Here is a 20,621-nt window from a genome sequence, read left to right on the forward strand (position 1 = left end):
GGCCGCGGCCGCCTCAGCGTTCCTGGTGCAGGTGGCCGTCGCGCAGCCGCAGCACGCGATCGCAGCGGCCGGCGAGGTCCAGGTCGTGGGTGACGATGACGAAGCTGGTGCCGAGCGTGCGCGACAGCTCCAGCATCAGGTCGTAGACGCCGCCGGCGGTGTGGTCATCGAGATTGCCGGTGGGCTCGTCGGCCAGCACGCAGGCCGGCTGGCCCACCAGCGCGCGCGCAATGGCGACGCGCTGGCGCTCGCCGCCGGACAGCTCGCCCGGCCGGTGCCGCGAGCGCCCGCCCAGCCCGACCCGCTCCAGCATCGCCTGCGCAACTTCGCGCGCGGCCGCCTGGGTCAGGCCGCGGATGCGCAGCGGCATCGCCACGTTGTCGAGCGCGGTGAATTCCGGCAGCAGGTGATGGAACTGGTAGACAAAGCCCAGCGAGCGGTTGCGCACCACGTTGCGCTCGCGCTCGCGCAGCGCCGTGAAGGGCTTGCCGAGCAGCGCGACGCGGCCGGAATCGGGCTCGTCGAGCCCACCCAGCACATGCAGCAGCGTGCTCTTGCCCGAGCCGGAGGCGCCGACGATGGCGACTTTCTCGCCGGCATTGACGCGTACGTCGACACCGCGCAGCACATCGACGTCGAGCTCGCCCTGGCGGAAGCGCTTGGTCAGGCCCTCGGCCACCAGCACCGGCGCACCGGTGCGCGGCAGCCCCGGGGCGGGCGTGGAAGTATCGGCTTGCAGCACGGCTTCACTCATAGCGCAGCGCCTCCGCCGGATTGACGCGGGCGGCGCGCCAGCTGGGATAGAGCGTGGCCAGCGTGGCCAGCACGAAAGAGATGATGCCGATGGTGGCGATGTCGTTCACGCGGGGGTCGGAAGGCAGTTGGCTGATGAAATAGATGTCGCGCGGCAGGAACTGCACGTGCAGCAGCCGCTCGATAAAGGGCACGATCACGTCGATATTGGTGGCGATCAGCGTGCCGCCGGCCACGCCCAGCAGCGTGCCGATAAAGCCGATGGCGACGCCCTGCACGATGAAGATCTTCATGATCGAGCCCGGCTGCGCGCCCATGGTGCGCAGGATGGCGATATCGGCCTGCTTGTCGGTGACGGTCATCACCAGCGTCGACACCAGGTTGAACGCGGCGACCGCGATGATCAGCGTCAGGATGATGAACATCATCCGCTTCTCGGTCTGCACCGCGGCAAACCAGTTGCGGTTCTGCTTCGACCAGTCGCGCAGGTACAGCTCGCCCGACAGGGTGCCCGCCAGCTCCTGCGCCACCAGCGGCGCGCGCTGCATGTCCTGCAGCTTCAGGCGCACGCCGGTGGGGCCGCTCAGGCGGAACAGGGTCTCGGCGTCCTGCAGGTTGACCAGCGCCAGCGCGCTGTCGAACTCGAAGTGCCCGGACGAGAACACGCCCACCACGGTGAACTGCTTGAGCCGCGGCAGCACGCCCGCCGGCGTGATGGTGCCCTGCGGCGCCAGCAGCGTGACCTTGTCGCCGACCTGGACGCCCATGGCATTGGCGAGCTCGTTCCCCAGCGCGATGCCGAAGCTGCCCGGCACCAGCGCCGCCATGGTGCCGGCGCGGAACTGGCTGCCGATCTCCGACACCTTGGGCTCCTGCGACGGCTCGACGCCGCGCAGCAGCACGCCGCGCACGGCATCGTCGCGGGTCAGCATGGCCTGCGCCGCCACGTAGGGGGCGGCACCGACCACCTCCTTGTTCTGCAAGGCCTCGGCCGCGGTCTTCTGCCAGTCGGGCAGCGCCGACGGGCCGATCACCTCGATATGCGCCAGCACCGACAGCATGCGGTCGCGCACTTCCTTCTGGAACCCGTTCATCACCGACAGCACCACGATCAGCGCGGCCACGCCGAGCGCGATCCCCAGCATCGAGATCATCGAGATAAACGAAATGAAGGTGTTGCGGCTGGCGCGCTTGCTTGCGCGGGTATATCGCCAGCCGATCTGCCACTCGTAGGGAAATTTCAAGAGGATTCCTGTTGTTTCGGAAAAGCGCCGGTGTCCGCCGGTGTCTGCCGGGAGCCGCCGGCGGCACGCAGGGCTGCCGTCGCGGGCGGCGCCACGGTCACGCCGCTGCAGCGTCCGGGACTGGCGCGGGCCAGCCGGGAGTTTACAATCTCGCCACCATGATGACGCACCTGACCCTGATTGTGCCCTTTTCCGTCCCGCCCGGCGCCGGCGACGACGGCCGCGACGACGTCGTTCCCGGTGCGCTGCTGCGGCAATTGGAGCTGCCGGCGCTCGGAAAGTTGCTGACCCGGGCCGCGCCCGGCCCGCGCGAGCGGCACGACGACCCGTTCCTGCGCAGCCTGCCGCAGGAGCGCTGGCTGGCCGGCAAGGCCGGCCTGGACACGGTGCGGGTGCCGCTGGCGCCCTATATGCGGCTGGCCGACAGCTCCGGCGCGGCCACGGCCACCCCGGCCGCCGACGGCCAGTCCTGGGCCTGCCTGCAGCCAGTGCACATCCACGCCGCCCGTGACCACCTGGTGCTGATGCCGCCCGGCCAGCTCGGCCTGCGGCCGCAGGAAGCCACCGCGCTGCGCGAGGCCATCGACGCGCTGCTGCAGGAATCCGGCATCGCGCTGGAGACGCCCTGCCCGCAGCGCTGGTACCTGCCCGAGGCCGTGTTCGGCCCGCTCGAAGCCACCACGCCGCTGCGCGCGGCGGGCCGCAATATCGACATCTGGATGCAGGCCGGCGAGCGCGCGCGCGACTGGCGCCGGCTGCAGAACGAAATCCAGATGACGTGGTTCGACCACCGCGTCAACCAGGCCCGCGAGGCCGCCGGCGAGGTGCCGGTCAACTCGGTGTGGCTGTACGGCGGCGGCGCGCTGCAGCCGGTGCCGCGGCTGGCCGACACGGTGCTGAGCAGCGACCCGTTCCTGAGCGGCCTGGCGCTGGCCGCGGGCAGCCGCGTGCTGCCGGTGCCGGCAGGCCTGGCCGGCGCGGCCGCGGCCGAGGGCTCGGTGCTGGCCATGCTCGACAGCGCCACCGAGCCGCATATCGCCGAGGATTGGGGGCTGTGGCTGGACCGCATGCACGCGCTCGATGCCGACTGGTTCGGTCCGGCGCTGGACGCGCTGGCGGCCGGCCGGATCGGCGCCATCACGCTGGTGCTGGGCGGCGAAAACCACTTTGCCGAGTTCACGGTGCGGCGCGCCGACCTGCGCAAGTTCTGGCGCGGCATGGGCCAGCGCGGCGACTGGCGCGCGCTGCTGTCCGACCTCGCCCTTGCCGCCTGAAGCCCTCGCTCCCGACCCACCACTGCCGCCCCGCCCATGACCCGGATCGCCATCCGCCAATATTCCCCCGAACACGCCAGCGCGCTGGCCGCCGCCGGCCTGCACCCGACGCTGGCGCGCATCCTGGCCGCGCGCGGCGTGGCCCGCGCGGCCGAGCTGGCCACCGACCTGCCCGAACTGGTGCCGCCCGCGGCCATGAAGGGGATCGGCCACGCCGCGGCCTACCTGGCGGACGCCATCGCCGCCGGCAAGCGCCTGTTGATCGTCGCCGACTATGACTGCGACGGCGCCACCGCCTGCGCGGTGGGCGTGCGCGGGCTGCGCATGCTGGGCGCGCGGGTCGAGTACATCGTGCCCAACCGCTTCGAGTACGGCTATGGCCTGACCCCGGAAATCGTTGCGCTGGCGGCCAGGCAGAATCCGGACGTGATCGTCACGGTCGACAACGGCATCGCCAGCGTCGACGGCGTGGCCGCGGCCAATGCGCTCGGCATCGACGTGGTGGTGACCGACCACCACCTGCCGGGCGCGGAACTGCCGCAGGCCGCGGTGATCGTCAACCCGAACCAGCCGGGCTGCGAGTTCCCCAGCAAGAACCTGGCGGGCGTCGGCGTGATGTTCTACGTGCTGCTGGCGCTGCGCGCCGAGCTGCGCCGGCGCGGCGTGTACACCCAGCAGACCCAGCCGCCGCTGCAGACGCTGCTGGACCTGGTGGCGCTGGGCACCGTGGCCGACGTGGTCAAGCTGGACACCAACAACCGCATCCTGGTGGCACAGGGCCTGCGCCGCATGCGCGCCGGGCGCATGCAGCCGGGCGTGGCCGCGCTGTTCCGCGCCGCCGGGCGCGAGGCCGCGCGCGCCAACACCTTCGACCTGGGCTTCGGCCTGGGCCCGCGGCTGAATGCGGCCGGCCGGCTGGCCGACATGTCGCTGGGCATCGAGTGCCTGCTGACCGACGATGCCAACCGCGCCTGGGAAATCGCGCAGGAGCTGGACAGCATGAACCGCGAGCGCCGCGACATCGAGGCCGGCATGCAGCAGGAAGCGCTGCGCATCCTGGAACAGCCGCTGGCCGGACCGGACCCGTCGGCACGCTTCACGGTCAGCGTGTTCAACGATACCTGGCACCAGGGCGTGATCGGCATCGTGGCGTCGCGGCTGAAAGACAAGTTCCACCGCCCCACCATCACCTTCGCGCCCGGCGATGAAGCCACGGTCAAGGGCTCGGGCCGCTCGATCCCCGGATTCCACCTGCGCGACGCGCTCGACCTGGTGTCCAAGCGCCACCCCGGCATGCTGCTCAAGTTCGGCGGCCACGCCATGGCGGCGGGGCTGACCGTGCACGCCGAACGCTTTGCCGAATTCCAGGAAGCGTTCGAGGCGGTCGGGCGCGAATGGCTGTCCGACGACCAGCTGGCGCGCGTGATCGAGACCGACGGCGATATCGAGGACCAGTGCTTCAGCCCGGAGTTCGTCACGCTGCTGGAGCAGCAGGTGTGGGGCCAGGGCTTCCCCGCGCCGACCTTCTGCGGCGAGTTCGACGTGCTGCGCCAGAGCGTGCTCAAGGGCAAGCACCTGAAGCTGCAGCTGGGGCGCGGCAGCCAGCGCTTCGACGCGATCTGGTTCAACCATGCCGACTCGCTCGGCGCCAGCGCGCAGGTGGCCTACCGGCTCGACAACAACACCTTCAACGGCGTCACCCGCGTGCAGCTGGTGATCGAGCACGCGCAGTAGCATCCCCGGAGGGGCGCGGCGCGCCCCGGCTCAGCCGCGCGACGGCAGGTAGCTGGCCGGATTCACCGGCTTGCCGTTGCCGCGCACCTCGAAGTGCAGTTCGCTCGGGCTCGCGCCCATGCGGCCCACGTCCTGCCCCGCCGACACCTGCGTGCCCTCGCTGACCAGCGGCTGGTCGAGGTTGCCGTACACGGTGAGCCAGTCGTCGTTGTGCTTGACGATCACCAGCATGCCGTAGCCGCGCAGGTTGCCGACGTGGATGGCGCGACCGGCGGCGGCGGCGCGCACCGTGCCGTTGGCCGGCACGGCGATGCTCAGGCCCTTGCTGGCGGGCGGCGAGAACCCGGCAGTGACGCGGCCGTCGGCCGGCCATTGCAGGCGGATGCTGCTGGCGGGCGGCCGCGACGCCGCGGCGCTGTCGACGCGCGGTGTATCGGTCACGGCCTGCCCGCTACCGGTCGACGCCACCGCGCCGCCGGACGCGCCTGGCGGCCGCACCCGGATCAGCTGCCCGACCTCGATCTGGCTCGGGCTGGTGATGTCGCTGTTCCAGCGGGTCAGGTCGCGCACGCTGCGGCGGTGCTTGCGCGCGATCGAATACAGCGTGTCGCCGCGCTCGACGCGGTAGTAGCCGTCCGGCACGGGCCCGCCCGTGGTGCCGCAGCCGGCCGTGATTGCCGTCGTCGCGGCGGCCAGCAGCAGGCCCAGCGCGCGGCGCCGGCCTGGCTCGATGTCATGTCTGGTTTTCGTCATGCGTCCCTGTTGTTGGTCGGTGCCGGGGGCGGCTTGCGACCCGTATTATCGCCGCGTGCGCCGGCCGGCACCGCCGGATAGACCGCGCGGGCGCGGTTCCGTTCGGTTCGCGGCCGCGCCGCGGCGGCCGGAACGCCACCGCACGGCGCCCGATCTGCCGCGCCGATCCGCTATAATTCGAGGTTTTCGAAGCGCAGGAACATCATGGAAGCAGAACGCCTCAACGCCATCTCCGGTGCCATCTCCGATCTCCGTTCCCGGACGGAAGATCTACGGGGGTATCTTTGACTACGATGTCAAGGTAGGAAGGCTGGACGAAGTCAACGGCCTGCTGGAAGATCCCGACGTCTGGAACAACCCCAAGCGGGCCCAGGACCTCGGCAAGGAAAAGAAGATGCTCGAGGGCGTGGTCGGCGTCCTGGGCAAGCTCACCGATGACCTCGTCGGTGCCGAAGAGCTGTTCGAGCTCGCCAGGGAAGAAGGCGACGACGACACCCTCGAGTCGATCGAGGCCGACGTCAAGGGCTTCGAGGCGGTGGTGGCGGACATGGAATTCCGCCGCATGTTCGCCGGCGAGATGGACCAGGCCAACGCCTTTATCGACATCCAGGCCGGCGCCGGCGGCACCGAAGCGTGCGACTGGGCCTCGATGCTGCTGCGCCAGTACCTGAAGTACTGCGAGCGCAAGGGCTTCAAGGCCGAGGTGCTGGAAGAGTCCGAAGGCGACGTCGCCGGCATCAAGAGCGCGACCATCAAGATCGAGGGCGAATACGCCTTCGGCTACCTGCGTACCGAGACCGGCGTGCACCGGCTGGTGCGCAAGTCGCCGTTCGATTCGTCGGGCGGGCGCCATACCTCGTTCTCGTCGGTGTTCGTCTACCCCGAGGTGGACGATTCGTTCGAGGTCGAGATCAACCCGGCGGACCTGCGCGTGGATACCTACCGCGCTTCGGGCGCGGGCGGCCAGCACATCAACAAGACCGATTCGGCGGTGCGGATCACGCATATCCCGACCGGGATCGTGGTGCAGTGCCAGAACGACCGCTCGCAGCACCGCAACCGCGCCGAGGCCATGTCGATGCTGAAGTCGCGCCTGTACGAGCACGAGATGCGCAAGCGCCAGGCCGAGGCCGACAAGCTCGAGGCCGGCAAGACCGACGTGGGCTGGGGCCACCAGATCCGCTCCTACGTGCTGGACCAGAGCCGCATCAAGGACCTGCGCACCAACGTGGAAATGTCCAACACCCAGAAGGTGCTGGACGGCGACCTGGACCCGTTCATCGAGGCCAGCCTCAAGCAGGGACTCTAAGACCGTTCCCGCCGCCGGCCGGCGGCGGCACAGCCATCCATCCATCGCTGTACCGCCGCCCGCGCCATGCCGGCACGACGGCCTTTCCGACCGGGGCACCATGAGCGAAGCCAATCACCTGTACATCATCACCGGCGCCTCGCGCGGGCTGGGCGCGGCACTGACCAACGCCCTGCTGGTGCCGGGCAACCGCCTGATCTGCGTGGCGCGCAGCCGCAACACCGAACTGGAACGCATCGCCACGCTCAGCGGCGTGCCGGTGGCCTGGCACCTGCAGGACCTGGCGCAGGCCGGTCCCGCCGCCACCTGGCTGGCCAGCGTGCTCGACACGCTCGACCTGCCGCCGACCAGCGCCACGCTGATCCTCAACGCCGGCGTGGTCGAGCCGATCGGGCCGGTCGCGGCGCTGCAGGAAAAGACGCTGGTGCCGCACCTGCTGACCAACCTGGCGGCGCCGATGACCATGACCGCGGCGTTCCTGGAACGCACCGAGAAGTTCGGCTGCCCGCGCAAGGTGCTGGCGATCTCGTCCGGCGCGGCGCGGCGCCCGATCGAAGGCTGGAGCGCGTACTGCGCCGGCAAGGCCGGGCTCGACATGTTCATGCGCTCGGTCAATGCCGAGTACGCCCAGGCCGAGGCGCCGCGCACCGTGCGCGCGGTGGCGCTGGCGCCGGGCGTGATCGATACCGGCATGCAGGCCACCATCCGCAATGCCGATTTTGCCCAGGTGCAGCGCTTCCGCGAGCTCAAGGCCAACCAGCAGCTCGCCTCGGCCGAGGAAACCGCCGGCCGCATCGTCGCCTACCTGCACCGCCCGGATTTCGGCAGCACCGAGCTGGACGATCTCCGCAACTACTGAAGCCACACTGAACCCGCGCGCCGCCCGGCGCGCGACCGACAAGACACCATGACCGAACCCAACCGCGCCCAGGCCCAGGCGCAGAACAAGGCCGCCGCCGACACGCCCGCCGTCGACGAAAACAAGATCATCGCGGAGCGGCGCGAGAAACTGGCCGCGCTGCGCCAGCAAGGCGTGGCCTTCCCCAACGATTTCCGCCCCACCCACCAGGCCGCCGCGCTGCAGGCGCAATACGCCGACACCGAGCAGGCCACGCTCGAGGCCGCGCCGGTCGAGGTTGCCATCGCCGGGCGCATGATGCTCAAGCGCGTGATGGGCAAGGCCAGCTTCGCCACGGTGCAGGACGGCAGCGGCCAGATCCAGTTCTACATCACCCGCGACAAGGTCGGCGAAGAGGTCTACGCGGCCTTCAAGCACTGGGACCTGGGCGACATCGTCAGCGCCCGCGGCGAGCTGTTCCGCACCAACAAGGGCGAGCTGTCGGTGCAGGTGCGCGAGCTGCGCCTGCTGTCCAAGTCGCTGCGCCCGCTGCCGGACAAGTTCCACGGCCTGGCCGACCAGGAAATGAAGTACCGCCAGCGCTATGTCGACCTGATCGTGTCGCCGGAAACGCGCAACACCTTCCGTGCGCGCACCAACGCGATCTCGTCGCTGCGCCGCCATATGGCCGACGCCGGCTTCATGGAAGTGGAAACGCCGATGCTGCACCCGATCCCGGGCGGCGCCGCGGCCAAGCCCTTCATCACGCACCACAACGCGCTCGACATGCAGATGTTCCTGCGCATCGCGCCCGAGCTGTACCTGAAGCGCCTGATCGTCGGCGGCTTCGAGCGCGTGTTCGAGATCAACCGCAACTTCCGCAACGAGGGGGTGAGCCCGCGCCACAACCCCGAGTTCACCATGATGGAGTTCTACGCGGCCTACACGGACTACCGCTGGCTGATGGACTTCACCGAGGACCTGATCCGCAAGGCCGCGATCGACGCGCGCGGCAGCGCGGTGCTGACCTACCAGGAGCGCGAGCTCGACCTGTCGAAGCCGTTCCACCGGCTGACCATCTGCCAGGCAATCCAGAAGTTCGCGCCGCAGTACACCGACGCGCAACTGGGCGATGCGGAATTCCTGCGCACCGAGCTGAAGAAGTTCGGCGTCAACACCAACGCGCCGCAGTTCCTCAACGCCGGCCTGGGCACGCTGCAGCTGGTGCTGTTCGAGGAAACCGCCGAGAGCCAGCTGTGGGAGCCGACCTTTATCGTCGACTACCCGGTCGAGGTCTCGCCGCTGGCGCGCGCCTCGGATACGGTACCGGGCATCACCGAGCGCTTCGAGCTGTTCATCACCGGCCGCGAGATCGCCAACGGCTTCTCGGAGCTGAACGATGCCGAGGACCAGGCCGACCGCTTCCGCAAGCAGGTCGAGCAGAAGGACGCCGGCGACGAGGAAGCGATGTACTTCGACGCCGACTATATCCGCGCGCTGGAATATGGCATGCCGCCGACGGGCGGCTGCGGCATCGGCATCGACCGGCTGGTGATGCTGCTGACCGATAGTCCGAATATCCGTGACGTGATCCTGTTCCCGCATTTGCGGCGGGAAGACTGATGGTTCGCTCCCCTCTCCCGCTTGCGGGAGAGGGGCCGGGGGAGAGGGCAGGCGCTCGGCAAGCATGCTAACGCCTGGACTTCGTGGTGGCTTCCGCCCTCACCCCAACCCTTATATGAACACCGCCCCGGTTGCAAGGTTTTGGAACCAGCTTGACGTCGCAGGATGGGGCTGCTGCCTTATATCCGGCCTGGAGCGAGTACTTGTTCTCGCGGGCCACAATGGAAGCTGCTGAGAACCGTCCTCAATCTCTCGCCACGGGCTTGTAAGCCGCTTGGGTTGGGGCAGGTTTGGGTTCCCACGGTCCTACCTGTTTCGTCATTGCTGTTTCTTGCCTGTGCAGCCGTGAAGGTTAATCAAGCGCTGGTTAAGGGAAGGTGATGCCCCCCGGCTCAGGCCGGGCGCAAGCTCACATGTCCGGGATCGTATTGGCGCCCATGGGCCATTAATGCCCAGGCTGTCCGGGCGATCTTGTTGGCCAGCGCCACGACCACCACGTTCTTGGGGCGCCGCTGCAGCATGGACAGTGCCCAGGCCGGCGGATGTTTGGTGCGCGTGAGCATCGTGCGTCCGGCGTTGACCAACTGTCGTCGCACGTAAGCGTCGCCGCGCTTGCTGATGTGACCGAGCCGTACGTTGCCGCCCGTGCCGGTCTGCGCGGGAACCAGTCCCAGGCTTGCAGCGAAGGCTCTGCCTGAGCGGAAGGCCTGGGCACAGCCCATGGTCGCGACCAAGGCGGTGGCGGTAATGGGGCCGACGCCGGGAATCTTCTCCACGATCTGCGCGGCCGGATCAGACCTCAGCCATTCCTGGAGGTCACGCTCAACCAGTTGGATCTGTTCGTCGAGTTCGCGCAGCGCACAGACCTGCCGCTCCAGCGCGCGCATCAACAAGGGCGGTACGACCTGAGCGACCTCAGCCCAGCGCTGGCGCAGCTCGGCCCGGAAGGCCAGCCGCCCCGTGCGGAAGTGCAGGCCATATTCGCCCAGCAGCCCGCGCATCTGGTTGCTCTGCCGGGTGCGCGTCTTGACCAGCCCGTCCCGTATACGATGCAACGAGAGCACAGCCTGCTGCGCTTCGGTCTTGACCGACACGACCGGCATGTCGGGTTGCCGGGCTGCAGTCCAGATGGCTCGGGCGTCCGCCGCGTCGTTCTTGTTCGTACGCACGAAGGCGCGTACGTAACCCGGGTTGAGCAACACCACTTCGTGGCCAAGGCTCTGGATCTTGCGCGCCCACCAGTGGGCACCGCCACAGGCCTCCAGTGCGATCTGCCCAGGCTGGCAATTGGACAGGAATTCGATGAGCGCGGTGCGGCTGAATCGCCGGTTCTGGGGCTTCCCCGTAATGGGGTCTATCCAGTACATCTGGAACACTGTCTTTGCAATGTCCAGCCCATATGTCATAGCATTCATTTGGGCTCTCCTCGACCTTGAGTGTTGGATCGAACTTTCACTCTGGCACATCGATGCCGTCGGTCAAGCGAGAGCCCCTTTGTTTTCTAGGCCGCGGCCTGGCTTGGCGGTGGATGGGCGGTGTTCATTCCATCTCTCCCGCAAGCGGGAGAGGGAGCAGATCGTCGCAGCCCCAAAGCAAAAGGCCGGCATCAAGCCGGCCTTTTGCTTATTCCTGACGTCAGGACTTTATTCCGCTTCCTCGATCCACGCCTGCTGGATCGCCTCCAGGATCTTCTCGCCCGAGCGCGCGGGATCGTCGGCAAAGCCGTCGAGTTCCAGCACCCAGCGGCGCAGGTCGGTGAAGCGCACGCCGGCCGGATCGACATCCGGGAACTTGTCGTACAGTGCTTCGGCAATGGCGTAGGTATCGGTCCACTTCATGGGCTTGTTCTCCGCTGCGTTCAGTGCCGGCCGCTCAGTGGCCTTCCTTGGCGTGGTTGATGGTGTACTTGGGGATCTCGACGGTCAGGTCTTCCTCGTCGACGATGGCCTGGCACGACAGGCGCGAATTCGGCTCCAGGCCCCAGGCCTTGTCGAGCAGGTCTTCCTCCTTCTCCTCGGCCTCGTTGAGCGAGTCGAAGCCCTCGCGCACGATCACGTGGCAGGTGGTGCAGGCACAGGACTTCTCGCACGCGTGTTCGAGATCGATGCCGTTGGAGAGCAGCGAGTCGAGCACGCTGACGCCCTTCTCGGCCTCGATGACCTTGCCTTCCGGGCAGTATTCGACGTGGGGCAAAACAATGATCTGTGGCATGTCGTTTCCTGGGGTTCTGTAGTGCGGTGCAGGCGCGGTGATCAGCCCAGTTCCTGCACCTTGCGCCCGGCCAGCGCGCTCTTGATCGAGCGGTCCATGCGCCGGGCGGCGAATTCATCGGTGCCGTGCGACAGTTTTTCCACCGCGGCGCGGATCGCGAGGTGGTCTTCACCCCTGGCGATCTCGCGCACGCCGGCGATCAGCGCTTCGACCTGTGCGCGCTCCTCGGCCGACAGCAGGTCGCCATCGGCCTCCAGCGCACGCTCGGTGGCCTCGACCAGGCGCTCGGCCTCGACGCGTTCCTCGGCCAGCGCGCGGCTCTTCATGTCGTGCTCGGCCTCGCGGAAGCTGTCCTGCAGCATGCGCGCGATATCGTCGTCGGCCAGCCCGTACGACGGCTTGACCGTGACCGAGGCCTCGACGCCCGAATGCGTCTCGCGCGCGGTCACCGACAGCAGCCCGTCGGCATCGACCTGGTAGGTCACGCGGATGCGCGCCGCGCCCGCCACCATCGGCGGAATGCCGCGCAGCTCGAAGCGCGCCAGCGAGCGGCAGTCGCTGGCGAGCTCGCGCTCGCCCTGCAGCACGTGGATCGCCATCGCGGTCTGGCCGTCCTTGAAGGTGGTGAACTCCTGCGCGCGCGCCACCGGAATAGTGCTGTTGCGCGGGATGATCTTCTCGACCAGGCCACCCATGGTCTCGACGCCCAGCGACAGCGGAATCACGTCGAGCAGCAGCCAGTCTTCGCCGGGGGCATGGTTGCCGGCCAGCAGGTTGGCCTGCATCGCCGCGCCCAGCGCCACCACGCGGTCCGGATCGAGGTTGGTGAGCGGGTTCTGGCCGAAGAAATCGCCAACGGCCTTGCGGATCGACGGCATGCGCGTGGCACCGCCGACCAGCACCACGCCCTTGACGTCCTCGGGCGTCACGCCGGCATCGCGCAGCGCCTTGCGCACCGGCGCCAGGGTCTTCTGCACCAGGTGGGCGGTGATTTGATCGAAGGTCTCGTCGGTCAGCGTCAGGTGCACGATCTCGCCGGAGTCGAGCACCGCGTCGATCACGGTGCTGTCGGCTTCCGACAGCGCTTCCTTGGCGGCGCGCGCGCGCACCATCAGCAGGCGCATGTCCTGTGCCGACAGCGGCTGCAGGCCGGCTTGCTCGACGATCCAGCACAGCAGGCGCTGGTCAAAGTCATCGCCGCCCAGCGCCGAATCGCCGCCGGTGGCCAGCACTTCGAACACGCCCTGGGTCAGTTTGAGCACCGAGATGTCGAAGGTGCCGCCACCGAGGTCATAGACCGCGTAGATGCCTTCCGCGGCGTTGTCGAGGCCGTAGGCAATGGCCGCGGCGGTGGGCTCGTTGAGCAGGCGCAGCACTTCCAGGCCGGCCAGGCGCGCGGCGTCCTTGGTCGCCTGGCGCTGGGCCTCGTCGAAATAAGCCGGCACTGTGATGACCGCGCCGACCAGGTCATCACCGAGGCTGTCTTCGGCGCGCTGGCGCAGCGTGGCCAGGATCTCGGCCGAGATCTCCACCGGGCTCTTCACGCCGGCCGCGGTCTTGATCTGCACCATGCCCGGCGCATCGACGAAGTCGTAGGGGCTGTGCTCGATATTGGCCACGTCGCGCAGGCCGCGGCCCATGAAGCGCTTGACCGAGACGATGGTGTTCTTGGGGTCGCGCACCGCTTCGTCCTGGGCCCGGTAGCCGATGTGCGCGGTACGGTCAGGCAGGTAGCGCACGACCGACGGCAGCAGCGCGCGGCCGCGCTCGTCGGCCAGCACTTCGGGAATGCTGCTGCGCACCGCGGCCACCAGCGAGTTGGTGGTGCCGAGGTCGATGCCGACGGCGAGGCGGCGTTGGTGGGGCGCCGGCGACATGCCGGGTTCGGAAATCTGGAGCAGTGCCATGGTAATTCTTCGCGGTCTTGTACGGCAGGGGAACCCGCCATGTGGGCGGATTTCGGGCCGGGCGCCATTGTGTCACGGCCCCGGCGATCTTGCCGGTCAGTCTTCCAGCCGGTCGATGGCCTCGCTGGTATCGTGCTCGATCTTCTCGATAAACATCAGTTGCCGCACCGCGCCGCCGGCCGCTTCGTTGTCGCCGGCATCGAGCAGCGCGCCCAGCGCCGCATGGCGCTCGCGCTTTTCCTGGCGCAGCTCGCGCAGCAGCGCGTCGAGGCGGGCCACATCGCGCGCTTCAACCGCGTCCTGCAGCGCCTCGCGCCATTCCATCTGCTGCATCAGGAACGCGGGCGACATCGCGGTGTTGTTCTCCGCCTGCACGTCGATGCCGCGCAGCTTCAGCAGGTAGGTCGCGCGCCGCAGCGGCTGGCGCAGCGTGCGATAGGCTTCGTTGGCATGCGCGGCCCACTGCATCGCCACGCGGCGCTCGGCATCGCCGGCCTTGGCAAAGCGGTCCGGATGCGCCTGCGACTGTACGGTGCGGTACGCCGCGTCGAGCGCGGCCTCGTCGACGCCGTACTGCACCGGCAGGCCGAACAGCGCAAAAAAATCGTCTTTCAACTGCTTCCCCAAGAAAAAAGAGCGGCCGCGCCGCCCTTCGTCCGTGCTGCCGCCGCTACCGCGCGGGCTGGCGGGCCCACTCGGCCGGCGGCTCGTTGCGGTCGCACTTCAGGCAATTCACCCGCGTGCCGATCATGGCGGCGCGGCCGGCCTCGCTCTGCGTCCACGGCCGCGACTGCCAGGGCGGGTCGTGCCGCACATGCTGGCCATGGCCGCAGTCGAGCTCGGCCACCCAGTGGCCTTCTTCGTCGCGGCGGAAGCCGACGATGCTGCGCTCCACCGGCCCGGCCCGCGCCCGCCTGCGTCAGACCGTGAACGACTCGCCGCAGCCGCACTCGTCCTTGACGTTGGGGTTGTTGAAGCGAAACCCTTCATTCAACCCTTCGCGCGCGTAGTCGAGTTCGGTGCCGTCGATATACGGCAGGCTCTTGGCGTCGACGATGACCTTGATCCCGTGCGATTCGAACACGTTGTCTTCCGGCAGCAGTTCGTCGACGTATTCCAGCTTGTAGGCCAGGCCCGAGCAGCCGGTGGTCTTCACGCCCAGGCGCAGGCCCACGCCCTTGCCGCGGCGTTCCAGGTAGCGCGCCACATGCTTGGCGGCCTTCTCGGTCATGGTGATCATCGTTGCGTTCCTTCGTCGATGCCGTGGTCAGTGCGACAGGATCAGGCGGCCTTCTGCTCGGCGCCGTGCTTCTTCTTGTAGTCTTCGACGGCGGCCTTGATCGCGTCTTCGGCCAGGATCGAGCAGTGGATCTTCACCGGCGGCAGCGCCAGTTCCTCGGCGATCTGGGTGTTCTTGATCTCCAGCGCCTGGTCCACGGTCTTGCCCTTGACCCACTCGGTCACCAGCGACGACGAGGCGATGGCCGAGCCGCAGCCATAGGTCTTGAACTTGGCGTCTTCGATCACGCCTGCCTCGTTGACCTTGATCTGCAGCTTCATCACGTCGCCGCAAGCCGGGGCGCCGACCATGCCGGTGCCGACCGCGTCGTCGTTCTTGTCGAACGAACCGACGTTGCGGGGGTTTTCATAGTGGTCGAGAACCTTCGTGCTGTATGACATTTGGCTTACCTCTTGCGTATCTTTTACGGGGGTCTTGCTGTTATTTCTGCTGGATCCTGCGGGTACCCGTTGCGCTCAGTGCGCGGCCCACTGGATCGAATTCAGGTCGACGCCGTCCTTGAACATTTCCCACAGCGGCGACAGGTCGCGCAGCTTGCCGATCTTGCTCTTGAGCAGCTCGACGGTGTAGTCGATCTCCTGCTCGGTGGTGAAGCGGCCGACCGTGAAGCGGATCGAGCTGTGCGCCAGTTCATCGTTGCGGCCCAGCGCGCGCAGCACATACGACGGCTCCAGCGAGGCCGAGGTGCAGGCCGAGCCGGACGATACCGCCACGTCCTTGATCGCCATGATCAGCGACTCGCCTTCGACGAAGTTGAAGCTGACGTTCAGGTTGTGCGGCACGCGGTGTTCCAGGTCGCCATTCAGGTAGACCTCTTCCATGTCCGACAGGCCGTTCCACAGGCGGTCGCGCAGCATGCGGATGCGCTCGTTCTCGGTCGCCATCTCTTCGCGGGCGATGCGGAAGGCTTCGCCCATGCCGACGATCTGGTGCGTGGCCAGCGTGCCCGAGCGCATGCCGCGCTCATGGCCGCCGCCGTGCATCTGCGCCTCGATGCGCACGCGCGGCTTGCGGCGCACGTACAGCGCGCCGATGCCCTTGGGGCCGTAGGTCTTGTGGGCCGAGAACGACATCAGGTCGCACTTCAGCTGGTTCAGGTCGATCGCCACCTTGCCGGTCGCCTGCGCGGCGTCGCAGTGGAAGATGATGCCCTTCTCGCGGCAGATCTCGCCGATCTGCTCGACGTCCTGGATCACGCCGATCTCGTTGTTGACCAGCATCACCGATACCAGGATGGTGTCCGGGCGCAGCGCCTGCTTGAACACGTCCATGTCGAGCAGGCCGTTGTCCTTCACGTCCAGGTAGGTCACTTCGAAGCCCTGGCGCTCCAGTTCGCGCGTGGTGTCGAGCACGGCCTTGTGCTCGGTCTTCACGGTGATGATGTGCTTGCCCTTGCCCGAATAGAAGTTGGCGGCGCCCTTGATCGCCAGGTTGTCCGATTCGGTCGCCCCCGAGGTCCACACGATCTCGCGCGGGTCGGCGCCGACCAGTGCGGCCACCTGCTCGCGCGCTTCTTCCACCGCGCGTTCCGCTTCCCAGCCGTACGCATGGCTGCGCGAGGCGGGATTGCCGAACTGCTCGCGCAGGTACGGAATCATCTTGTCCGCCACGCGCGGGTCCACCGGCGTGGTGGCCGAGTAATCCATGTAGATGGGGAAATGTGGGGTGCTCATCGTTATGACTGCCTTGTAAGGGACCGCTGATCGCTGTGTTGCTGTCTTGCCGGCGCGCTCAGGACTGCGCCAGGCTGAAAACTGAATTCACCATTCTGGCCCGGACCGGCTTTTCCTGCTTGTCGGCCTTGCCGCGCGCGGCGACGACCGGCTGCGCGGCGTCTTCGCGCATGTCGTGCAGCACGGCGGGCTGGCGCTCGCGCTGCTGGTCCACCAGGTTCTTGAGGGAAACGGAGTCGAGGTACTCGACCATCTTCTGGTTCAGCGTGGCCCACAGTTCGTGGGTCATGCAGCGCCCCGAGCCGTCATCTCCGTTACAATTGCCCTTGCCGCCGCACTGGGTCGCATCCAGGGGCTCGTCCACGGCGATGATGATGTCCGCCACGGTGACGTCCTCGGCCTTGCGCGCCAGACTGTAGCCGCCGCCCGGGCCGCGCACGCTTTCGACGATCTCGTGCCGGCGCAGCTTGCCGAACAGCTGCTCCAGGTACGACAGCGAGATTTTCTGCCGCTGGCTGATGCCGGCGAGCGTGACCGGTCCCTGGTCCTGGCGCATGGCCAGGTCGATCATCGCAGTGACCGCGAAGCGGCCTTTGGTGGTCAGTCTCATGGTGCAGGGCTCTGGGGTGAAGCGTGGGGGTGAAGCTAATACTTGATCGTTTCCGTCAAGTATAAAGGTACCCGACTAATTCAGTCAACTACCCCTGCCGCACCGCACCACCCCGCCCTCAGGCCTGGCGCCCGCCTGCAGCCGCCTGCGGACGTGCCGCGCGCGGCGGCACCAGCAGCGACAATGGCTGTTTCAGGATGCGCCGCCGCACGGCAGCGCTCAGCGCGGCGCGATCGACACGCCGCAAATTGCGTGACCGCAGCGCCATATTGAACGCGAGCGCGAAGCTGACCGCCACATTCAGCATGCCCATCAGCGCGATCCCCGCGACCGCCAGCCACAGCGCCGGCATGCGCAGCGCATCCCACCCGAGCACGCCGATCGCGGCGCCGACCGACCCGGTCGACAGCGTCACATGGCGCACTTCCATATGCGGGCCGAAAAAGCTCAGGATCTCGGGCCCCAGCCCCAGCAGCAGCCCCAGCGACACATTGGCGACGATGCCCGACAGGTTGCGTTTCCAGAAGTCCGCCACGCGGGTGGCGCCGCGCGCGCCCAGCACGTACTGCAGCCGGCGGTGGTAGGCCATCACGTCGTGCACGCGGTGCAGCGCGAACCAGTTGTCGGCCCAGCCCGCGAACAGGCTGGACAGCCACAGCAGCACGCCGGTGAAGGCCGCGTACAGCGGCGTGGGGCCCAGGATCGAGAATGACTCGATGGTGGCGATGGCCTTGGCCGGCGTGATCAGGTTGGTGCCCAGCACCCTGTGCGCCAGCCACTGGACGGCCAGCGCCACCGGGAACACCACCGCCAGGTTGCCGACGATGGCGGCGGCGTTGGAGCGGATCATGGCGACGGTGTCGTCGACGAAGATCTCGCGCCCTTCCGGCCGCCCGGCGCCATCGAGCCGATGCGCCAGCGCGGGCCCGGTCATGGCCGGCTGCTTGGTCGCCAGCGTGAAGTGCGCGAAATGGATGGCCAGGAAGCTGCCGGCGTAGTTGAGCGAGGCCAGCAGGCCTTCGCTGAACTTGTCCAGGTGCAGCCCGTAGATCAGGAACTTCAGGTACACCGTCGCCACCGAGACCAGGCCGCCGCCCGCCGCGGCGCGCACCAGCTCGGCATATTCGCGGCGGTCGCGCGTGATGTAGTGCTCGCCGGTCTCGGCCGAGCGTTCCACCACCTTGCGCGCCAGTTGCGCGAACGAGCTGCCGGCCAGATGCGCAATGCTGCGCCGCGCCTGCGTCGAGCGGATCAGTTCGGCCACCAGGTGCGCCGGCATGCCGGGCCGGCCGGGCTCGAGCCACGCCGCCAGCAGCAGCTCGATGCGGCTGAGCTGCACCTTCATGCGCTCGATCTGGAATACCACTTCGACCGATACGCCGTTTTCCTCCAGCTCTTCGTACACCTGGCGTGCGGCGGCGTGGCAGCCATCGAGCAGTCCGCGAAAATAGTTCAGGCGGTGCGCGAAGCTGTGGTCGTCGCGGCGCAGGCCCTCCTCGCGCAGCGCCTCGATGGCCTGGTCCAGGCGGAAGAACGGCGTATCCTCGACACGCCCCGCCAGCCGCGAGCGGATCGCCTGGCTCAGCCCGGTGGCGCGCACCTGGCTGACCAGCACCGCGATGCTGGTGGCCAGGGTCTGGTCCAGCGCCTCGCGATAGCGCGCCAGCCCGGCCGCCGCGCCATCGGCGTGGCCGGCTTCCAGCACCCGTGCCAGCCGCGCCATCAGCGCCTCGTCGATGGCCTCGACCCAGTCGGCATCGCCATCGCCGACGAACACCAGCGCAAACAGAGCTGCCATGTCGCTGCGGTTCGGCGGCGGTGGCAGGAAGCGGCTCTGCAGCCGGCTCACCATCTCGCTGACGAAGCCGGGATGCTGCGCCACGCCGGTATCGCAGAACAGGCCGGTGGGGTCGTTCTCGCGCACCAGGCTGCGCATCGTCTGCGCAAAGCGCCCGGCCCAGTCCGGATGCCGCTCCAGCACCTGCAGCAGGTAGCGCAGGCGCACCAGTTCCGGATGGCGGCGCGGCGCGCCGTCTTCCGGTCCGTCGGCCTCGGCGCCGAGGCCGCCGTCGCGCCGGATCCAGAAGGCCAGTTCGATCAGCCAGCCGTTGCGCTCGGCCAGCGGCGCGTCCGGATCGGCCGCGGCCAGGATGGCGTCGAGCTGCAGGCTGGCATTGCGCGACTCGCGCCACTTGCGGAACAGTTTGCGAAGCATGGATTCTCGTCGGGATCGGGCCGCCGGCCGCGGGCGCAGCGCGCCGCGGCGGGGCCGGGAAAGGCTGTGCAGCGGGCCGGATCAGGCCGCCGGATGCTGCAGGCGCTGGCGCAGTTCGGCCACCAGGCCGTCGCAGGCGTCTTCGATGTAGTCGAGCACGCGCTCGAAGCCATCGCCTTCGCCGTAATACGGGTCCGGGACCTCGTCGGCGTCGTGCCGGGTGGCGAAGCTCATCAGCAGCCGCACCTTGTCGGCCGCGTCCGGACGCAGCCGCAGCAGGCCGGCGAGATTCTCGCGGTCCATCGCCAGGATCAGGTCGAAGCGGTCGAAGTCCGGCACCCCGACCTTGCGCGCGCGCAGCGCGGACAGGTCATAGCCACGCTGCAGCGCGTGGCGCTGGGTGCGGGGATCGGGGGCGCGGCCGAGGTGGTATTCATGCGTGCCCGCCGAATCCAGTTCCACCAGCGCCGCCAGTCCGGCGGCATCGAGCTTGGCGCGCAGCACGCCCTCGGCCGTGGGGGAACGGCAGATATTCCCCATGCAACACATCAGGATGGCGTATGGCTTCATCGGATCAAGACTTGGCAAGGTGGCATGGAGGCGCGATTCTACCTGCCGCCCATTCCGCCAGCCCGGCTTGCCGCCGATCGCGACGGACCGCGGCGCTAGGCGAGCTGCTTGGCCAGCCGCTCGCCGTGCGCAAACCCGGCCACCTGCGCGGCCTCGGCCGACTTGTAGTGGTCGGTGATGCGCGAGCTGTCGGTCAGCGTGCCGGCGGCGCGGATGTTGGTGCCGGGACGGCACACGCGCACGGTGTACGACCATTCGCTCTGCGAACGCTGCCTGACCTGCACTTGCACTTCGTGGGTTTCATAGACCTTCTTCTTCCATTCGCCGATGTCGGTCATTGTGTTTTCTCCACGGGAAATGGGGGTATCCGCCGGCGCGCTAGCTGACCTCGCCCGCGTCGATCGCGCGCATGGCGCCCGCCTCCGCCAGAGCGATGGCGGCTTCAGGCGTGGGCGCGTCGCCGGCAATCGCCTCGAAGCTCGGGCCGGTCGGTTCGCCGAAGGCGTCGGCGATGCGCATCTGCGCGGCAAAGCCGCCCGCGGCATTCGGGACCGCGGTGACCACTACCGCGTAGCCGCCGTATTCAAACTGGCGTTCCATCGTGCCT

At 68.3% G+C, this 20,621-nt stretch carries 22 protein-coding genes; 5 read left to right on the forward strand and 17 right to left on the reverse strand.

The window, feature by feature from the left end:
- Positions 1 to 13 precede the first annotated feature (13 nt).
- Together lolD and LIN44_RS12335 are read right to left on the reverse strand one after the other, a co-directional pair.
- Complete coding sequence (lolD, locus tag LIN44_RS12330) at positions 14 to 754, reverse strand: lipoprotein-releasing ABC transporter ATP-binding protein LolD (RefSeq protein WP_227312320.1); 741 nt, start codon at positions 752 to 754, stop codon at positions 14 to 16.
- Positions 747 to 1,997 (reverse strand): lipoprotein-releasing ABC transporter permease subunit, encoded by a 1,251-nt coding sequence (locus LIN44_RS12335; protein WP_227312321.1) that lies wholly within the window; start codon positions 1,995 to 1,997, stop codon positions 747 to 749. Before LIN44_RS12335 ends, lolD begins: the two co-directional genes overlap by 8 nt.
- Positions 1,998 to 2,155: 158 nt before the next feature.
- On the opposite strand from LIN44_RS12335, the gene LIN44_RS12340 reads away from it, so the two are divergent.
- Both LIN44_RS12340 and recJ read left to right on the forward strand, forming a co-directional pair.
- Positions 2,156 to 3,271 carry a hypothetical protein gene (locus LIN44_RS12340; RefSeq protein WP_227312322.1) on the forward strand — a complete coding sequence of 372 codons (1,116 nt, stop codon included), beginning with the start codon at positions 2,156 to 2,158 and terminating at the stop codon, positions 3,269 to 3,271.
- Between the two features lie 36 nt (positions 3,272 to 3,307).
- On the forward strand, positions 3,308 to 5,005 hold the full coding sequence (gene recJ / locus LIN44_RS12345) for a single-stranded-DNA-specific exonuclease RecJ (RefSeq protein ID WP_227312323.1): 1,698 nt from the start codon (positions 3,308 to 3,310) through the stop codon (positions 5,003 to 5,005).
- 30 nt (positions 5,006 to 5,035) lie between these two features.
- Here recJ and LIN44_RS12350 read toward each other — a convergent pair whose 3' ends face one another.
- Positions 5,036 to 5,758: a peptidoglycan DD-metalloendopeptidase family protein gene (locus tag LIN44_RS12350; protein WP_227312324.1), complete on the reverse strand. Its 723-nt coding sequence runs from the start codon at positions 5,756 to 5,758 to the stop codon at positions 5,036 to 5,038.
- A 204-nt stretch (positions 5,759 to 5,962) separates the two neighbouring features.
- Here LIN44_RS12350 and prfB point away from each other — a divergent pair.
- The 3 genes from prfB to lysS all read left to right on the forward strand — a co-directional run bounded on the left by prfB (position 5,963) and on the right by lysS (position 9,528).
- Positions 5,963 to 7,067, forward strand: a protein-coding gene (gene prfB, locus LIN44_RS12355; RefSeq protein WP_150124062.1) for a peptide chain release factor 2 whose coding sequence is annotated in 2 segments (ribosomal slippage) — positions 5,963 to 6,043 and positions 6,045 to 7,067 — 1,104 coding nt in all. Because the reading frame shifts where the segments join, the coding sequence is not laid out codon by codon here.
- 100 nt (positions 7,068 to 7,167) lie between these two features.
- Complete coding sequence (locus LIN44_RS12360; RefSeq protein ID WP_227312325.1) at positions 7,168 to 7,926, forward strand: SDR family oxidoreductase; 759 nt, start codon at positions 7,168 to 7,170, stop codon at positions 7,924 to 7,926.
- Positions 7,927 to 7,974: 48 nt separating this feature from the next.
- Positions 7,975 to 9,528 carry a lysine--tRNA ligase gene (lysS, locus tag LIN44_RS12365; RefSeq protein WP_227312326.1) on the forward strand — a complete coding sequence of 518 codons (1,554 nt, stop codon included), beginning with the start codon at positions 7,975 to 7,977 and terminating at the stop codon, positions 9,526 to 9,528.
- A 392-nt stretch (positions 9,529 to 9,920) separates the two neighbouring features.
- Here lysS and LIN44_RS12370 read toward each other — a convergent pair whose 3' ends face one another.
- The 14 genes from LIN44_RS12370 to LIN44_RS12435 all read right to left on the reverse strand — a co-directional run bounded on the left by LIN44_RS12370 (position 9,921) and on the right by LIN44_RS12435 (position 20,614).
- Entirely contained in the window at positions 9,921 to 10,943 is a 1,023-nt protein-coding gene (locus tag LIN44_RS12370; protein WP_227312327.1) for an IS110 family transposase, read from the reverse strand.
- Between the two features lie 228 nt (positions 10,944 to 11,171).
- Entirely contained in the window at positions 11,172 to 11,366 is a 195-nt protein-coding gene (gene iscX / locus LIN44_RS12375; RefSeq protein ID WP_018006908.1) for a Fe-S cluster assembly protein IscX, read from the reverse strand.
- A gap of 34 nt (positions 11,367 to 11,400) precedes the next feature.
- Positions 11,401 to 11,739 carry an ISC system 2Fe-2S type ferredoxin gene (gene fdx, locus LIN44_RS12380; RefSeq protein ID WP_115679907.1) on the reverse strand — a complete coding sequence of 113 codons (339 nt, stop codon included), beginning with the start codon at positions 11,737 to 11,739 and terminating at the stop codon, positions 11,401 to 11,403.
- Positions 11,740 to 11,780: 41 nt separating this feature from the next.
- Positions 11,781 to 13,646 carry a Fe-S protein assembly chaperone HscA gene (gene hscA / locus LIN44_RS12385; RefSeq protein WP_227312328.1) on the reverse strand — a complete coding sequence of 622 codons (1,866 nt, stop codon included), beginning with the start codon at positions 13,644 to 13,646 and terminating at the stop codon, positions 11,781 to 11,783.
- A 96-nt stretch (positions 13,647 to 13,742) separates the two neighbouring features.
- Positions 13,743 to 14,261 carry a Fe-S protein assembly co-chaperone HscB gene (hscB, locus tag LIN44_RS12390; protein WP_227312329.1) on the reverse strand — a complete coding sequence of 173 codons (519 nt, stop codon included), beginning with the start codon at positions 14,259 to 14,261 and terminating at the stop codon, positions 13,743 to 13,745.
- 55 nt (positions 14,262 to 14,316) lie between these two features.
- Positions 14,317 to 14,541, reverse strand: a complete 225-nt coding sequence (locus tag LIN44_RS12395) for a DUF3565 domain-containing protein (protein ID WP_227312330.1) — start codon at positions 14,539 to 14,541, stop codon at positions 14,317 to 14,319.
- 24 nt (positions 14,542 to 14,565) lie between these two features.
- Positions 14,566 to 14,886: an iron-sulfur cluster assembly protein IscA gene (gene iscA, locus LIN44_RS12400; protein ID WP_012352433.1), complete on the reverse strand. Its 321-nt coding sequence runs from the start codon at positions 14,884 to 14,886 to the stop codon at positions 14,566 to 14,568.
- Positions 14,887 to 14,927: 41 nt separating this feature from the next.
- Positions 14,928 to 15,326 carry a Fe-S cluster assembly scaffold IscU gene (gene iscU / locus LIN44_RS12405; RefSeq protein ID WP_010809025.1) on the reverse strand — a complete coding sequence of 133 codons (399 nt, stop codon included), beginning with the start codon at positions 15,324 to 15,326 and terminating at the stop codon, positions 14,928 to 14,930.
- Between the two features lie 75 nt (positions 15,327 to 15,401).
- Positions 15,402 to 16,625 carry an IscS subfamily cysteine desulfurase gene (locus tag LIN44_RS12410; protein ID WP_304524186.1) on the reverse strand — a complete coding sequence of 408 codons (1,224 nt, stop codon included), beginning with the start codon at positions 16,623 to 16,625 and terminating at the stop codon, positions 15,402 to 15,404.
- Positions 16,626 to 16,677: 52 nt separating this feature from the next.
- Positions 16,678 to 17,229: a Fe-S cluster assembly transcriptional regulator IscR gene (iscR, locus tag LIN44_RS12415; protein ID WP_227312332.1), complete on the reverse strand. Its 552-nt coding sequence runs from the start codon at positions 17,227 to 17,229 to the stop codon at positions 16,678 to 16,680.
- A gap of 118 nt (positions 17,230 to 17,347) precedes the next feature.
- The gene (locus LIN44_RS12420) at positions 17,348 to 19,444 is read right to left on the reverse strand and encodes a site-specific recombinase (protein ID WP_227312333.1); all 2,097 of its coding nucleotides are present in this window, start codon (positions 19,442 to 19,444) and stop codon (positions 17,348 to 17,350) included.
- Positions 19,445 to 19,525: 81 nt separating this feature from the next.
- Positions 19,526 to 20,014: a low molecular weight protein-tyrosine-phosphatase gene (locus LIN44_RS12425; RefSeq protein WP_227312334.1), complete on the reverse strand. Its 489-nt coding sequence runs from the start codon at positions 20,012 to 20,014 to the stop codon at positions 19,526 to 19,528.
- Between the two features lie 95 nt (positions 20,015 to 20,109).
- Positions 20,110 to 20,352 (reverse strand): hypothetical protein, encoded by a 243-nt coding sequence (locus LIN44_RS12430; protein WP_062797958.1) that lies wholly within the window; start codon positions 20,350 to 20,352, stop codon positions 20,110 to 20,112.
- Positions 20,353 to 20,392: 40 nt separating this feature from the next.
- Entirely contained in the window at positions 20,393 to 20,614 is a 222-nt protein-coding gene (locus LIN44_RS12435) for a hypothetical protein (RefSeq protein WP_111519641.1), read from the reverse strand.
- Positions 20,615 to 20,621: the final 7 nt, after the last annotated feature.

It is taken from the genome of Cupriavidus sp. MP-37 (assembly GCF_020618415.1).
GTDB lineage: Bacteria > Pseudomonadota > Gammaproteobacteria > Burkholderiales > Burkholderiaceae > Cupriavidus.

Excerpts from the sequence above, each read along its gene's own strand:
- lolD (WP_227312320.1), bottom strand. The coding sequence starts at position 754 with ATGAGTGAAGCCGTGCTGCAAGCCGATACTTCCACGCCCGCCCCGGGG.
- LIN44_RS12340 (WP_227312322.1), top strand. The coding sequence starts at position 2,156 with ATGATGACGCACCTGACCCTGATTGTGCCCTTTTCCGTCCCGCCCGGC.
- recJ (WP_227312323.1), top strand. The coding sequence starts at position 3,308 with ATGACCCGGATCGCCATCCGCCAATATTCCCCCGAACACGCCAGCGCG.
- LIN44_RS12350 (WP_227312324.1), bottom strand. The coding sequence starts at position 5,758 with ATGACGAAAACCAGACATGACATCGAGCCAGGCCGGCGCCGCGCGCTG.
- LIN44_RS12360 (WP_227312325.1), top strand. The coding sequence starts at position 7,168 with ATGAGCGAAGCCAATCACCTGTACATCATCACCGGCGCCTCGCGCGGG.
- lysS (WP_227312326.1), top strand. The coding sequence starts at position 7,975 with ATGACCGAACCCAACCGCGCCCAGGCCCAGGCGCAGAACAAGGCCGCC.
- LIN44_RS12370 (WP_227312327.1), bottom strand. The coding sequence starts at position 10,943 with ATGAATGCTATGACATATGGGCTGGACATTGCAAAGACAGTGTTCCAG.
- iscX (WP_018006908.1), bottom strand. The coding sequence starts at position 11,366 with ATGAAGTGGACCGATACCTACGCCATTGCCGAAGCACTGTACGACAAG.
- fdx (WP_115679907.1), bottom strand. The coding sequence starts at position 11,739 with ATGCCACAGATCATTGTTTTGCCCCACGTCGAATACTGCCCGGAAGGC.
- hscA (WP_227312328.1), bottom strand. The coding sequence starts at position 13,646 with ATGGCACTGCTCCAGATTTCCGAACCCGGCATGTCGCCGGCGCCCCAC.
- iscA (WP_012352433.1), bottom strand. The coding sequence starts at position 14,886 with ATGATCACCATGACCGAGAAGGCCGCCAAGCATGTGGCGCGCTACCTG.
- iscU (WP_010809025.1), bottom strand. The coding sequence starts at position 15,326 with ATGTCATACAGCACGAAGGTTCTCGACCACTATGAAAACCCCCGCAAC.
- iscR (WP_227312332.1), bottom strand. The coding sequence starts at position 17,229 with ATGAGACTGACCACCAAAGGCCGCTTCGCGGTCACTGCGATGATCGAC.
- LIN44_RS12420 (WP_227312333.1), bottom strand. The coding sequence starts at position 19,444 with ATGCTTCGCAAACTGTTCCGCAAGTGGCGCGAGTCGCGCAATGCCAGC.
- LIN44_RS12425 (WP_227312334.1), bottom strand. The coding sequence starts at position 20,014 with ATGAAGCCATACGCCATCCTGATGTGTTGCATGGGGAATATCTGCCGT.
- LIN44_RS12430 (WP_062797958.1), bottom strand. The coding sequence starts at position 20,352 with ATGACCGACATCGGCGAATGGAAGAAGAAGGTCTATGAAACCCACGAA.
- LIN44_RS12435 (WP_111519641.1), bottom strand. The coding sequence starts at position 20,614 with ATGGAACGCCAGTTTGAATACGGCGGCTACGCGGTAGTGGTCACCGCG.